The sequence below is a fragment of the Paracoccus yeei ATCC BAA-599 genome, assembly GCF_000622145.1.
Classification (GTDB): Bacteria; Pseudomonadota; Alphaproteobacteria; order Rhodobacterales; family Rhodobacteraceae; genus Paracoccus; species Paracoccus yeei.
This window is the reverse complement of record NZ_KK211402.1, coordinates 196,752-210,402: the sequence shown is the minus strand read 5'-3', so window position 1 is coordinate 210,402 and position 13,651 is coordinate 196,752. Positions and strand designations below refer to the sequence as shown.

Below are 13,651 nucleotides of genomic sequence, written 5' to 3'. Positions count from 1 at the left end.
GTCTTGCGACCGGCGGAACGCCTCCCGCCGGGGCGCCCGGTCACGCAAGAAATGCGTCCCGCCGCGCCATGGTTCCGCGCTGCGGCGCCCGGGGCCCGGCCGTGCCGCGTGATTGATCGCCAGGCAGGCAAGGACGCCCCCAAGGGCATGCCGCGACAGGGGCCATGCCTGGGGGTTTCGCACGATTATCGCGGAAAATCAAACGCCGCCGTCAGCGGCCGCGCCGCAGGAACAGCGCATAGGCCAGATACAGCCCCGCCGCGGCAAAGAGGCCCGCCCAGACATGGGCGCCGGAATAAAGCTCGACCCCCGCCCAGGCGAGCGGCAGTATCACGCACAGGAGCCGCACCCAGAGCGCGTCGAAGAAGGGATTGTTCGGATCGACCAGCATGCCCCTTGGTAGCCGGGCGCGGCCCGCGCCGAAAGGGCCAATCGGGGGGACCGCCGGCCGGAACGGGCCGGCGGTCGTGTCGTGTCACCAGCTGAAGTCGTCGCTGCTGAGCTGGTTCAGGCGCATGTCCTGGATCACCACCCGGTCGGCGCCGGCATTGATGACCACGCTGTCGCCGCTTTGGACCGCCGCGCCGCGAATGTCGGCGAAGCTGTCGAAACGGGCATAATAGGACAGGTCGATGCGGTCGTCGCCGTTCTCGAAATCGGTGATCACATCGCGCCCGCCGTTCCAGACGAAGACGTCCGCGCCTTCGCCGCCGCTCATAGTGTCGTTGCCGGCACCGCCGTTCAGGGTATCGTTGCCCTCGTGTCCGAACAGCCGGTCGTTGCCGGCCTCGGCCAGGATGCGGTCATCGCCTTCGCCGCCATAGATGATGTCGGCGCCCGCGCCCGAACGGACTACGTCATTGCCTTCGCCCGCCCAGATCTGGTCGGCGCCCGAGCCGGTCACCGCGCTGTCGTTGCCTTCGCCCAGGGTGATGCGGTTGTTGCCGTGGCCGGCGTTCACCACGTCGTTGCCGTCGCCCGCGTCGATGATGTCGTTGCCGGCGCCGGCCGTGATGACGTCGTTGCCTTCGCCGCCCAGGACGCGGTTGTGGCCCTGGCCCGCGTTGATGCGGTCGTTGCCTTCGCCCCCGTCGATGGTGTCGGCGCCGTTGTAGCCGTTGATCGTATCGTCCCCGGACATGCCCCAGATCCGGTCAACCAGATTGGTGCCGTTCAGGCGGTTGTCGTCGTCGTTGCCACGAATGTTGGCCATGATGGTCTCCGTCATGCAATCGTCTGTGCCGGCGGGTCAGAGCGGACCCAAGGGACCCCTCGCCGCGCAGGGCTGCCGGTTCGGCCGCTGCGCGGGGTGGTGCGCGGCTTGATCGGCCCGCACGTTCCACAGGGATGACGCGGCGGGTGGGGGGATTATTCCGCACCCGCGACAAATATCTGGTCCTCGGCGGAACCTTGCCGGCCTCAGGCCCCGGCCGCGCTGTCGCGGTAACGGGCCGGGGTCGTGCCCTCGAGCTTGAGAAAGGCGCGGTGGAAGGCCCCCGGCTCGGCATAGCCCAGCCGCGCGGCGATGCGGGCGACGCTGTCGGTGCCGTCGCGCAGCAGGCGGCAGGCCTGGGCGTGGCGCATCTCGGCGCGCAGGGCGGCAAAGCCCTGGCCCTCGGCCCGCAGGCGGCGGCGCAGCGTGGCGGGCGACAGGCCAAGGTCGCGCGCGAGCCTGTCGAAGTCGGGCCATTCGGCGGGCGCCGTCGCGCGCAGCAGCGCCCGAACCCGCCCCGAGACGCCCTGATCGTGGCGATAGCGCAGCAGAATGTTCGCCGGCGCCCCGCGCAGAAAGGTCTTGAGCGCCTTTTCGCTGCGGATCGTCGGCAAGGCGAGGTGCCGGGCGGCCAGCACCAGCCGGCTTTCGGGCTGGTCGAAATGCACCGGCGCGCCAAAGAACTGGCGGTAATCCTGCCGGTTCGGCGGGGCCGGGCCGGCAAAGTCCACCCGGACCAGCGGCAGGCGGCGTCCGACCAGCCAGCACATCAGGCCCAGCAGGATCAGCCAATAGGCGCGATAGGCGAAGGCCGGGCGCGGGCCCGCCCGGTCGGTCAGCACGATCTCGGCCCGGCCGTCGCGCAGGACCAGCCGGCCCTGCGGATCGTCAAGCACCACGTTCAGGAAGCGCAGCGCCCGGGGCAGCGCGCGTTCCAGCCGGCCCGCGTGCAGCACGGCATGGCCCATCAGCGCAAAGCTGCCCGGCCGCATCGGCCGCGCGGCCATGCCGAAGATCTCGCAGCCGATGCGGTCCGCGATGGCCAGCCACAGCCGGCCGTATTGCAGGTTGTCGACCGGCCCCCGGGCGTCGGGCGCGATCCCTGCGCGGGCGAGCACCGGGCCGGGGTCGATGCCGCGCGCGGTCAGGCTGGCCAGCGCGTCCTGCACGAAGCCTTGAGAAATCATGCTGCGTTCGGCCACGCGCGCGCCCCTTCATGGCATTTCCGATCAGCAATTCTGGCCGCGAATGTCATTGCCTGCAATGCCCGCCGCATTATCCTTGCCCCGAACTCAGGGAGCCGCCCGATCGTCAGGGGCGGGAGTTTGACGGGAGGATCGACCATGTCCGACACGACAGTGTCCCCGGCGCCGCTGCGCCCTGCCTATGCCGATGCCTATGCCGGGTTCCGCCTGGATCAGGCCCGCGCCCGCCTGTCGGGCGACCTGGACAGCGGGCTGAACGCCTGCGTGGAATGCTGCGACCGCCATTGCGGGGCCAATCGCATCGCGCTGCGCTGCCTGTCGGCGGGCGAGGTGCTGACCGAGTACAGCTTCGAGGACCTGCGCGCCCTGTCCGCCAAGGCGGCGAACGTCCTGCGCGACAAGGGCGTCAGGCCTGGCGATGTGGTGGCGGGCATGTTGCCGCGCACGGTCGAACTGGTCGCGCTGATCCTGGGCGCCTGGCGGCTGGGGGCGGTCTATCAGCCGCTGTTCACCGCCTTTGGTCCCAAGGCGATCCAGCACCGGCTGGAGACCAGCCGCGCCAAGCTGGTCGTCACGAACAGCGCGAACCGCCCCAAGCTCGATGAGGTTCAGGGCTGCCCGCAGATCGCCACGGTGCGCGACGGCGAGGCGCCCCTGGCCCCCGAGGACGTCGATTTCCGCAAGGCGCTGGCCGAGGCGTCGACGGATTTCGCCCCGGTGATGCGCAAGGGCGACGATCTTTTCATGCTGATGTCCACCTCGGGCACCACGGGCCTGCCCAAGGGGGTGCCGGTGCCGTTGCGGGCCCTGCTGGCCTTTGACGCCTATATGCGCGACGCCATCGACCTGCGCGACGACGACGTGTTCTGGAACATCGCCGACCCGGGCTGGGCCTATGGGCTGTATTACGCCATCTGCGGGCCGCTGCTGCTGGGCCGCACGACGCTGCTTTACGAAGGCGGGTTCACGGCGGACTCGACCTTTCGGATCGTCGGGCGGATGGGGGTGACGAACCTTGCCGGCTCGCCCACCGCCTATCGGCTGCTGATCGCGGCGGGCCCCGAGGCCGCAGCGCCCGTCAAGGGCCAGCTGCGCGCCGTCAGTTCGGCGGGCGAGCCCCTGAACCCCGAGATCCTGCGCTGGTTCGCCCAGCACCTGGACGCGCCGATCCACGACCATTACGGCCAGACCGAAATGGGCATGTGCGTGAACAACCACCACGGGCTGGACCATCCGGTGCGCCCCGGCTCGGCCGGGTTGTCGATGCCGGGCTATCGCGTCGTCGTGCTGGACGATCAGGATCGGGAAATGGGCCCGAACCAGCCGGGGGTGCTGGCCATCGACCTGGAACAGTCGCCGCTGATGTGGTTTTCGGGCTATCTGGGCAAGCCCGCGCTGGACGGGCGGTATTACCGGACCGGCGACAGCGTCGAGTTCGAGCCCGACGGCTCGATCAGCTTCATCGGGCGCTCGGACGATGTGATCACAAGCTCGGGCTATCGGATCGGGCCCTTCGACGTGGAAAGCGCGCTGATCGAGCATCCCGCCGTGGTCGAGGCTGCGGTGATCGGCGTCCCCGACCCCGAGCGGACCGAGGTGGTGAAGGCCTTTGTCGTGCTGGCCAAGGGGGCAGAGGCCTCGGCCGCGCTGGCCGAGGAACTTCAGGCCCATGTCAAGCGGCGCCTGTCGGCCCATGCCTATCCCCGGCTGGTCGAATTCGTCACCGAACTGCCCAAGACCCCCAGCGGCAAGATCCAGCGGTTCCTGCTGCGCAAGGCCGAGGTCGAGAAGCTGGCGGAAAGTCAGGTCTAGGCGATGCAGATGCAGGACAGGGTTTTCGTGATTACCGGCGCGGGCTCGGGTCTGGGGGCGGCGGTCGCGCGGATGGCAGTCGATGCCGGCGCCCGCGTCATGGCGCTGGACATCGACGCCGAGGCCGGCCGCGCCACGGTCGATGCCTTGGGCAAGGCCGCGCGCTTTCAGCGCTGCGACGTGACCAGCGCGGCCGAGGGTGAGGCGGCGATCCAGGCCGCACTGGACAGCTTCGGCCGGATCGACGTGGCGGTGAATTGCGCGGGCGTCGCCCCGGGCGAGCGGATCGTCGGCCGCGACGGGCCGCACAGGCTGGAGAGCTTCGCCCGCGCCATCCAGATCAACCTGATCGGCACCTTCAACATCCTGCGGCTGGCGGCCTCGGCCATGACCGGGAACGCGCCGCTTGAGGGCGGCGAACGCGGGGTGATCGTCAACACCGCCTCGATTGCGGCTTTCGACGGGCAGATCGGCCAGGCGGCCTATGCGGCCTCCAAGGGGGGCGTCGCCGCGCTGACCCTGCCCGCCGCGCGCGAACTGGCGCGCCACGGCATCCGGGTGGTGACCATCGCGCCCGGCATCTTTGCCACGCCGATGATGGCGGGCCTGCCGGCCGAGGTGCAGGACAGCCTGGGCGGCACGGTCCCGTTCCCCGCGCGGCTGGGCGATCCCGCCGAATACGCCGCCCTGCTGCGCCACATCGTCGAGAACCCCTACCTGAACGGCGAGGTGATCCGGCTGGACGGCGCGCTGCGCATGGCCCCGAAATGAGGATTTGAGCATGGACCCGATTGTGATCACAGGCGCTGCCCGCACCCCGATGGGCGGCTTTCAGGGCGACCTGGCGGGGGTTCCCGCCGCCACGCTGGGCGCGACCGCGATCCGCGCCGCCCTGGCGGGGCTGGACCCGCAGGCGGTGGACGAGGTGCTGATGGGTTGCGTCCTGCCCGCGGGCCATGGCCAGGCGCCCGCGCGTCAGGCGGCGCTGGGGGCCGGCCTGCCGCCGGGGACCGGGGCGACCACGGTCAACAAGATGTGCGGCTCGGGGATGAAGGCCGCGATGCTGGGCCACGACCTGATCCTGGCGGGCTCGGCCGGGGTGGTGGTCGCAGGCGGCATGGAGAGCATGTCTAATGCGCCCTATCTGCTGCCCAAGGCCCGCGCAGGCTATCGCATGGGCCACGGGCAGGTCATCGACCACATGTTCCTGGACGGGCTTGAGGATGCCTATGACAAGGGCCGGTTGATGGGCACATTCGCCGAGGATTGCGCCGAGGCCTATCAGTTCACGCGCGAGGCGCAGGACGCCTTTGCCATCGCCTCGCTGACCCGGGCGCAATCGGCCATCACCCAGGGGCGCTTTGCGGTCGAGATCGCGCCGGTCGCGGTCAAGGGCCGTGGCGGAGAGGCGATGGTCGATACCGACGAACAGCCCGGCAAGGCGCGGCCGGACAAGATCCCGACCCTGAAGCCCGCCTTCCGCGACGGCGGCACGGTGACGGCGGCGAACGCCTCGTCGATTTCGGACGGAGCGGCGACGCTGGTCCTGATGCGCCAGTCCGAGGCCGAGCGGCGCGGCCTGACCCCGCGGGCCCGCATCCTGGGCCATGCCACCCATGCCGACGCGCCGAACCTGTTTCCCACCGCGCCCATCGGCGCCGTCAGGAAACTGCTGGAAAAAACCGGGTCGACTACCCGGGACTTCGACCTGTTCGAGGTCAACGAGGCATTCGCCGTCGTCGCCATGGCCGCGATGCGCGACCTGGGCCTGCCGCATGACGTGGTGAACGTGCATGGCGGGGCCTGCGCGCTTGGCCACCCCATCGGCGCCTCGGGCGCGCGGGTGCTGGTCACGCTGCTGGCCGCGCTGGAAACGCACGGGCTCAAGCGCGGCATCGCCTCGCTTTGCATCGGCGGCGGCGAGGCGACCGCCATGGCGATCGAGGTGCTGGCATGATGCTGACCGAGGAGCAGGAGCAGATCCGCGACGCCGCCCGCGCCTTCGCGCAAGAACGCCTTGCCCCCGGCGCGGCGGAACGCGACCGCGACAGCCGCTTTCCGCGCGCCGAACTGACCGAGATGGGCGAACTGGGCTTCCTGGGGATGCTGGTCCCCGAGGAACACGGCGGGTCGGAAACCGGCACCGTCGCCTATGCCCTGGCGCTGGAGGAAATCGCGGCGGCGGACGGGGCCTGCAGCACCATCATGTCGGTGCACAGCTCGGTCGGCTGCGTCCCGATCCTGCGCTTTGGCACCGACGACCAGAAGGCCCGCTTTCTGCCCCGCATGGCGAGCGGCGAATGGATCGGCGGCTTTGCCCTGACCGAGCCGCAGGCGGGTTCGGACGCCTCGAACCTGCGCACCAGGGCGCGGCGCGACGGGGACCATTACGTCATCGACGGGGCCAAGCAGTTCATCACCTCGGGCAAGAACGGCAAGGTCGTGATCGTCTTTGCCGTCACCGACCCGGATGCGGGGAAAAAGGGCATCTCGGCCTTTCTGGTGCCGACCGATACGCCGGGCTATCAGGTGGTCACGGTCGAGCAGAAGCTGGGCCTGCACGCCTCGGACACCTGCGCGCTGGCGTTCACGGACATGCGGGTGCCGGTCGAGAACCGGCTGGGCGCCGAGGGCGAGGGCTATCGCATTGCGCTGGCGAACCTGGAAGGCGGCCGCATCGGCATCGCCGCGCAATCCGTCGGCATGGCGCGCGGCGCCTGGCAGGCCGCGCTGGCCTATGCGCGGGACCGCATCGCCTTTGGCCGGCCCATCGCCGAACATCAGGCGGTGGCCTTCATGCTGGCCGACATGGCGGTCCAGATCGACGCCGCGCGGCTGCTGGTCCTGCGCGCAGCCGGGCTGCGCGAGGCCGGCAAGCCCTGCCTGACCGAGGCCAGCATGGCCAAGCTGTTCGCATCCGAGATGGCGGAAAAGGTGTGCTCGGCGGCGATCCAGATCCACGGGGGCTATGGCTATCTGGCCGATTACCCGGTCGAGCGCATCTATCGCGACGTGCGCGTGACGCAGATCTACGAAGGCACCAGCGAGGTGCAGCGGATGGTGATCGCCCGCGGCCTGGACGCCGCGGGCTGACCGGGGCTGTCAGTTGCTGGCGGCCGCGGCCGCGGGCGTGGCCTGGACATCGGCCCCGGGCCGGGCGCGGTCGAACTGGGCCGGATGGACCTGGCCCAGCCAGGTTTCCGTCAGCGGCTGGCCGTCCTTGGCCAGATAGGCGCGGATGTCGGCCGTCTCGACCCCCGGCGCGTCGATGTCGAAGATCAGCCGCCAGCGCGAGGTGCCCACCACCGGCAGGGCATAGCTTTGCACGATGGTGACGCCTTCGGGGACCGTCACGACGGGTTCGACCCCCTGGTTCTGGCCCAGCGTGCCGATCTGGCCGCCGTCGAAGTCGATCACGATCTTCAGCTCGTTCTTGGGTCGGGGCAGGCCGGGAACGCCGCCCGCGCCGATGCGGGTGGACACGGTGCGGGCCAGCGGCTGCGGCACCGGCGCCTGGTCGACCCAGCTGAGCGTATAGTCGAAGTCCATTTCCTGGCCCGGCTGCGGCTGGCGTTCGGGGTTCCAGAAGGCGACGATGTTGTCATAGACCTCGTCTTCGGTCGGGATCTCGACCAGCTGGACGTTGCCCTTGCCCCAGCCTTCCCTGGGCGCGATCCAGACCGAGGCGCGCTTGTCATAGAACACGCCGTCGTCCTCGTAGTTCTCGAAGCGGCGGTCGCGCTGGATCAGGCCGAACCCTTTCGGGTTCTCGGTCTGGAAGCTCGAGGTGACGACGCGGGGCGGGTTCATCAGCGGGCGCCAGATCTGTTCGCCGTTGCCCATGACCATCATCAGCCCGTCGGCGTCATGCACCTCGGGGCGCCAGTCGAATGCCAGCACGCGGTTGGTTTCCGAATACCAGTACATCGAGGTCAAGGGCGCGATCCCCAGCCGCTGGACCGCGTTGCGGAAGAACAGCTTCGAGGACACCTGCATGGTCTGGCCCTGGCCGGGCGTGCCCTTGCGGATGTCCATGCGATAGGCGCCCGCGACCGAGGGGCTGTCCATCAGCGCATAGATCGTCACGTCGGTCTGCCCGTCCTTGGGCTTTTCGATGTAGAACTCGGTGAACAGGGGAAATTCCTCGGGCTCGGTCATGCCCGAGTTGATGGCCAGGCCACGCGCCGACATGCCGTATTGGCCGAAGGGGCCCGAGGTGCGGAAATAGGACGCGCCCAGAAAGCTGATCCAGTCGGTCCTGAGGTCGGGGTCCATCAGGCGGAACCCGGCAAATCCGGTCCCTCGGGTCAACTGCCGCGCCGGGCTGTCGGCAGGCATGTCGAAAAAGCGCGGGTCATAGGTGATGGCGCGGGCCGCGCCGTCCTCGACCACGGCGATCCTGACCGGGTTGCGGAAATAGGTCCCCAGGTGGAAGAACTGCACCGGCACGTCGCCGACCCGGACCGTCGCCTCGGGGCGGAAGCGGATCTTCCAATGGGCGTCGTAGTCGATCTTTTCCAGGACCTCGGGCTGTTCGACCACCGGGGCGCGATAGGGCTGGGCGGCCAGGTCGCGGGCGCGCTGGGTCAGCACGTCCATGCTGAAGGGCTGCGCCTGCCCCAGCGCCGGCTGGAACGCGGCCGCTTGTTCCTGCGCCGCAGCAAGGGGGGGCAGGGCGGTCTGGCCAAGCGCCAAGGCAAGGACGGCGGCGCAAAGGGCGGCGGGACGGCGAAGGCGCAAGTCGGGGACTCCGTTGAACATTTCGGCGGCGAAGGGGGGTGATGCCCGCCCTATCGCTAGGGCGAATGCGGCGGCGCTGGCAAGCAATTTGGCTGCACGATCAAGCGAATGTTGCGGACTGTCGCCGGCGGGCGTCAGCCTTGCCGGCGGTCTTTCGCCGGTTCCCCGGCACCTGTACAGGGCAGATGCAATTCCGCGACGAGCCCGCCCGCCGGGGCGTTCGCCAGCGCCAGAGTGCCGCCATGGGCGCGGGCGATGTCGCGCGCGATGGACAGGCCCAGTCCCGCGCCGCCGGTGCCTGCGTTGCGGCTTTCCTCGCCGCGCACGAAGGGCTCGGTGACGCGGGGCAGCAGCGCCTGGGGGATGCCGGGGCCGTCGTCCTCGACCCGGATCACGGCCTCGCCCGCCTTGCCCATGGCAAGGGTCACGCGGGCATTGCCGGCATAGCGCAGCGCATTGCCGACCAGGTTGCAGACCGCGCGGCTGATCGCCACCGGGCGCAGCCGGACGGGCACGGGCCCCGGCCCGCGATAGGGCACGCCCTGCTCGGCGCAAAGCCGGGACAGCAGCCGGTCCAGGTCGGTCACCTGGCGCGGTTCGGTCGCGGCGCCGGTGGTGGCGGCCTGCAGCAGCCCTTCGGCCATCACCGCCATGTCGTCCAGGATGCGGATCATGTCGTCGCGCTGGTCGTCGTCCTCCAGCAACTCGGCCCGCAGGCGCAGGCTGGTGATCGGGGTGCGCAGGTCGTGGCCAAGCGCGGCCAGCATCCGCATCCGCTCGGCCTCGAGCCCGGCGATGCGGCGCTGCATGTCGTTGAAGGCCACGGCGGCCTCGCGCAGTTCGCTGGCTCCCGTCTCGGCCGCGCGGGCGGCGCGGTCGCCCCGGCCGGCGGCGCGCGCCACCTGGGCCAGCGATTGCAGCGGGTGCGTCATCCGACGGATGAACCACAGCCCGACCAGCAGCGTACCCACCAGGGATGCGCCCAGCGGCACGAACAGGCCCGACTTGACCGCCCAGGCGCGGGTGGTGGGCAGCGGATAGGCCAGCGTGTTCAGCCAGTCGCCCCGATAATGCCCGGCCTTCAGCCGGACCGAGACCGTCATCAGGGGGGCGCCGCGCGCGGCCCCGATCGGGGCGCCCCCTTCGCGGATCTGGATGTCGTGGGCGGGCAGGTGGGCGGCCAGCACCGCCTCCTCGGCCGGCAGGCGGTGCGAGTCGCCGGGATCGACCGGGGCGGCATCGACCGAGAACCGGGTAAATCCCGTGCTGCTGCGCCGGGGCAGCAGCCGCGCCGTCGCCGCATCGGCCGATTCCAGCGCCGAGACCAGCGCCATCAGCCGCTGCGTGTCGCCCTGCAAGCGGATCGCACGGTCAAAGGACGATCCCTCGCGCGCCAGAAGGATCGCGGCGATCAGGTTCATGCCCAGCACCGCCGCGACCAGCAGCAGCGAAAACCGCGCCGCCAGCCGGTCGGGCAGCAGCCGGCGCAGCGGGGCGATCACGGCAGGACCTCGACCGCGGCGGCCAGCCGATAGCCGCCGCCCCATTCGGTGACGATCAGGCGCGGGTTGCGCGGATCGGCCTCGATCTTGTGGCGCAGGCGGCTGATGGTGTTGTCGACGGCCCGGTCGTAGGCCCGCGCCTCGCGGCCCGCGTGCAGGTCCAGCAGCCGCATCCGGGTCAGCACCTGGCCCGGATGGTCCAGAAGCAGCCCGAGCATGCGGCTTTCCCCCGAAGTCAGCGCGATCTCGGCCCCCGAGGGGCGGATGATGCGCCGGCTGGCGGGGTCGTGGACAAGCCCGCCGAAACGGCGGCGCAGCGCGCTGGGGCCGGGCTGGAGCGGGGGCGCGCGGCGCAGCACGGCGCGGATGCGCGCCAGCAGTTCGCGCGGGTTGAAGGGCTTGGTCACGTAATCGTCGGCGCCGGTTTCCAGTCCGGTCACCTGATCCTCGGACGTGGCGAGGGCGGTCAGCAGGATCACCGGAACCCGGCCTTCGCGCGCAAGCGAGGCGCACAGGCTCAGCCCGTCCTCGCCCGGCATCATCACGTCGATGACGGCCAGGTGCACCGGGTCCTCGGCAAGGGCCTGGCGGGCCTCGGCGGCATCGGCGGCCAGGCGGGTGCGATAGCCGCTGCGGCGCAGGAACTGGCCCAGCGGCTCGCGGATGTCGCGGGCGTCGTCGACGATCAGGATGCGCGGCTCGGCTGCGTCGGTCATGGGGCCCTCGGCTTGGGAATGCGAACGACGGCGGCATCCCGGATGCCGCCGCCCATGGTGGGGGAAAGGCCAGTCGGCCGATCAGAACGAGGCGGTCAGCCCCATGTAGAAGGCGCGGCCCGGTTCGTTGAACGTGTTCGCGCCGTCGCTGGTATTGGTGCGCAGGATCTGCTTGTCGAACAGGTTCGTCACCCCCGCCGACAGCCGCGCGGTTTCGTTGACCTGCCAGTTTGCGCCCACGTTGACCAACGTATAGCCGCCGCGCGCCTCGGGGTCCTCGATCTCGTTGCCCATGCTGTTGCCGATCGTTGCCGGGTCGATCTTGCCGTAGTGCGTCGCACCCAGGGTCAGGGTCAGATCCGGCGTCGCATACCAGTCGAGCGAGGCGTTGATGGTATAGTCCGGCACCAGGCTCAGCGGTTGGCCGTTTTCGTCCTCGGACTTGATCATCTTGGTGAAGTTGGTGTTGAAGGCATAGCGGTCGCCCAGCGGTGTCGAGAAGTTGCCCTCGATCCCCGAGATCACCGCGTTCTTCTGGTTCTCCCAGCGGAACAGGCGGTTTTCCGTGGCGCCGGGGTTGTGCTGGATCCGACCCGAGCCGATGCGGTTGTCATAGTCGTTGTGGAACCAGGTCAGGCTGGCGTTCAGATCGTTGGCGCCCTGATAGGCGATCCCGATTTCCTTGTTCAGGCTGCGTTCGGCCTCGAGATCGGGGTTTCCCAGGACATAGCACGGACCGCTGATCTGCACGCCGTCCACATAGGGGCAGCCGCGCCCGCGCGTGGTGTAGACGTAGTTCGGGTTCAGCTGATACAGGTTCGGTGCCTTGAACGCGCGCGCCACGCCCAGCTTCATGGTCCAGGCCTCGTTGAACTCATAGGTCGCGTTCAGGCTGGGCGACCAGGCGGCGCCGAAATTGTCGTTGTAGTCGAAGCGCAGACCGGGGGTCAGGGTCAGCCTGTCGTTCCACAGGATATTCGCCTCGGCATAAAGGCCGATGGTCTGTTGGTCGGTCTTGGGATCGCGGTTCTCTCCGTCGGGATCGACGCCGATGTCTTCGCCCAGGTCCGGATCCAGCGACCCGCGGATCGACACGCCGTCCTCCATGAACTCGCCGCGGTATTCGGCGCCGAAGGTCACGCGGCTGTCCCGGCCGGCCAACTGCATCGGCAGGATCCATTCGCTTTTGGCGGTGATGTTGTCCAGCGTGATCGTGCTGAACGCCATCGCGTCGTCTTCGCCGTCGCCATCGGTATCGACGCAGTTGGTGATCGCGCCCTCGCCACTGCCGGCCGTGCCTTCGCACAGCCGCGCGTTGCGGGTGTTTTCCCATTGCAGATAGCTGAAGGACTCGCCGAAGTCATATTCGCCCCGGTGGGTCACCGACAGGGTGCGGCGATACATCCGGTTGGTCTCGGTACCGATCAGGTTGACGCCGTCCTGTTCCTCTTTCACCGAGCCGAACATGGTGTCGCCGGCATAGATGTTGCCCTGGCGCGAGAAGCCCGCTTCGAAGTCGATGACATGGCCGGGGGCGACCTGCCAGCTCAGCAACCCGTTCAGATCCTTGTTCACCACGCCTTCGCGGCCAGCGAGGTTGCTGTATTCGGGGTTGCCCTCGTCATCGAGGACCGGGTTGCCGTCGTCGTCCAGCAGGGGCACGCGGTTGATGTCGGGGGAATCGGCATCGGTCTTGTTGTAATTGCCGAACAGCCGGAAGGTGAGATTTTCACCGATGGGCCCGGCCAGCATGAAGTTGCTGCGCACCGAGTCGCCTTCCTGCCGGCTTTCGGGCGAGTTGTAGTGCATCCCGACCTGCCCCGAGAAGGTTTCGGGGCGCTTGGTGATGATATTGACCACCCCGCCCGACGAGCCCGAGCCATAGCGCGCCGCCGCCGGGCCGCGCAGAACTTCGATGCGCTCGATCATCTCGGCCGGCACCCAGTTCGAATCGCCGCGCGAATCGCGTTCGCCGTTGCGGCTCATGCGGACCGAGTTGCGCGACATGACGGGCTTGCCGTCGATCAGGATCAGGGTGTTTTCCGGCCCCATGCCGCGGATGTCGATCTGGCGCTGGTTGCCGCGCTGGCCGCTGGCGGTGGCGCCGGTCAGGTTGACGCCGGGCATCTTGCGCACGATTTCCGAGATGTCGTTGACGACCGGCTGTTTTTCGATGTCCTCTGCGGTGATGGTCGAGACGCCCAGGGCCTGCTTGCCCTGTTCCTCGGCGGAAAGGACGACGGTTTCAAGGACGACGGTGTCGTCGGTATCGGTGGTTTCGATCGTGTCCTGGGCCAGGGCAAAACCTGCGAAGGCCGGGATCGAGATCAACAGGCAAAGGGCGGTGCCCATTGCTGGGCGCGGGATAAGCGTAGCCATCGCATGCTCCGGGATCGGGGGGCTGAGGGAGGGATGGCTGGCTTGCGCGGGCTTGTGGCCTTCAATCACTTACAGGCACAAGCA

11 protein-coding genes are annotated in these 13,651 nt (G+C 69.2%); 4 read left to right on the top strand and 7 right to left on the bottom strand.

Going from position 1 to position 13,651, the window contains the following annotated elements:
- Positions 1-211 precede the first annotated feature (211 nt).
- The 3 genes from BU28_RS0118715 to BU28_RS0118705 all read right to left on the bottom strand — a co-directional run bounded on the left by BU28_RS0118715 (position 212) and on the right by BU28_RS0118705 (position 2,415).
- Complete coding sequence (locus tag BU28_RS0118715) at positions 212-391, bottom strand: hypothetical protein (RefSeq protein ID WP_028720773.1); 180 nt, start codon at positions 389-391, stop codon at positions 212-214.
- 84 nt (positions 392-475) lie between these two features.
- Complete coding sequence (locus tag BU28_RS0118710) at positions 476-1,213, bottom strand: calcium-binding protein (protein ID WP_036763709.1); 738 nt, start codon at positions 1,211-1,213, stop codon at positions 476-478.
- A gap of 206 nt (positions 1,214-1,419) precedes the next feature.
- Positions 1,420-2,415 carry an AraC family transcriptional regulator gene (locus BU28_RS0118705; protein ID WP_233145014.1) on the bottom strand — a complete coding sequence of 332 codons (996 nt, stop codon included), beginning with the start codon at positions 2,413-2,415 and terminating at the stop codon, positions 1,420-1,422.
- 141 nt (positions 2,416-2,556) lie between these two features.
- Between BU28_RS0118705 and BU28_RS0118700 the strand changes: the two genes are divergently transcribed.
- The 4 genes from BU28_RS0118700 to BU28_RS0118685 are packed head-to-tail and all read left to right on the top strand — an operon-like array spanning position 2,557 to position 7,323.
- Complete coding sequence (locus tag BU28_RS0118700; protein WP_028720770.1) at positions 2,557-4,230, top strand: AMP-binding protein; 1,674 nt, start codon at positions 2,557-2,559, stop codon at positions 4,228-4,230.
- Positions 4,231-4,233: 3 nt separating this feature from the next.
- A complete protein-coding gene (locus BU28_RS0118695; RefSeq protein ID WP_028720769.1) occupies positions 4,234-5,001 on the top strand; it encodes a 3-hydroxyacyl-CoA dehydrogenase in 768 nt (255 codons plus the stop codon).
- Positions 5,002-5,005: 4 nt separating this feature from the next.
- Complete coding sequence (locus BU28_RS0118690; protein WP_028720768.1) at positions 5,006-6,187, top strand: acetyl-CoA C-acyltransferase; 1,182 nt, start codon at positions 5,006-5,008, stop codon at positions 6,185-6,187.
- A complete protein-coding gene (locus tag BU28_RS0118685; protein WP_028720767.1) occupies positions 6,184-7,323 on the top strand; it encodes an acyl-CoA dehydrogenase family protein in 1,140 nt (379 codons plus the stop codon). The genes BU28_RS0118690 and BU28_RS0118685 overlap by 4 nt, the downstream gene beginning before the upstream one ends.
- Before the next feature lie 9 nt (positions 7,324-7,332).
- Here BU28_RS0118685 and BU28_RS23815 read toward each other — a convergent pair whose 3' ends face one another.
- The 4 genes from BU28_RS23815 to BU28_RS0118665 form a co-directional block, all read right to left on the bottom strand.
- Positions 7,333-8,970: an OpgD/OpgG family glucan biosynthesis protein gene (locus BU28_RS23815; RefSeq protein ID WP_233145015.1), complete on the bottom strand. Its 1,638-nt coding sequence runs from the start codon at positions 8,968-8,970 to the stop codon at positions 7,333-7,335.
- 134 nt (positions 8,971-9,104) lie between these two features.
- Positions 9,105-10,472 carry an ATP-binding protein gene (locus BU28_RS24350; RefSeq protein WP_028720766.1) on the bottom strand — a complete coding sequence of 456 codons (1,368 nt, stop codon included), beginning with the start codon at positions 10,470-10,472 and terminating at the stop codon, positions 9,105-9,107.
- Complete coding sequence (locus BU28_RS0118670) at positions 10,469-11,188, bottom strand: response regulator (protein WP_028720765.1); 720 nt, start codon at positions 11,186-11,188, stop codon at positions 10,469-10,471. The genes BU28_RS24350 and BU28_RS0118670 overlap by 4 nt, the downstream gene beginning before the upstream one ends.
- 81 nt (positions 11,189-11,269) lie before the next feature.
- Positions 11,270-13,567 (bottom strand): FepA family TonB-dependent siderophore receptor, encoded by a 2,298-nt coding sequence (locus BU28_RS0118665; protein ID WP_051578315.1) that lies wholly within the window; start codon positions 13,565-13,567, stop codon positions 11,270-11,272.
- Positions 13,568-13,651 lie beyond the last annotated feature (84 nt).

Coding starts and splice junctions, on each gene's coding strand:
- BU28_RS0118685 (WP_028720767.1), top strand. CDS start 6,184: ATGATGCTGACCGAGGAGCAGGAGCAGATCCGCGACGCCGCCCGCGCC.
- BU28_RS0118710 (WP_036763709.1), bottom strand. CDS start 1,213: ATGGCCAACATTCGTGGCAACGACGACGACAACCGCCTGAACGGCACC.
- BU28_RS0118700 (WP_028720770.1), top strand. CDS start 2,557: ATGTCCGACACGACAGTGTCCCCGGCGCCGCTGCGCCCTGCCTATGCC.
- BU28_RS0118715 (WP_028720773.1), bottom strand. CDS start 391: ATGCTGGTCGATCCGAACAATCCCTTCTTCGACGCGCTCTGGGTGCGG.
- BU28_RS0118670 (WP_028720765.1), bottom strand. CDS start 11,188: ATGACCGACGCAGCCGAGCCGCGCATCCTGATCGTCGACGACGCCCGC.
- BU28_RS0118665 (WP_051578315.1), bottom strand. CDS start 13,567: ATGGCTACGCTTATCCCGCGCCCAGCAATGGGCACCGCCCTTTGCCTG.
- BU28_RS0118695 (WP_028720769.1), top strand. CDS start 4,234: ATGCAGATGCAGGACAGGGTTTTCGTGATTACCGGCGCGGGCTCGGGT.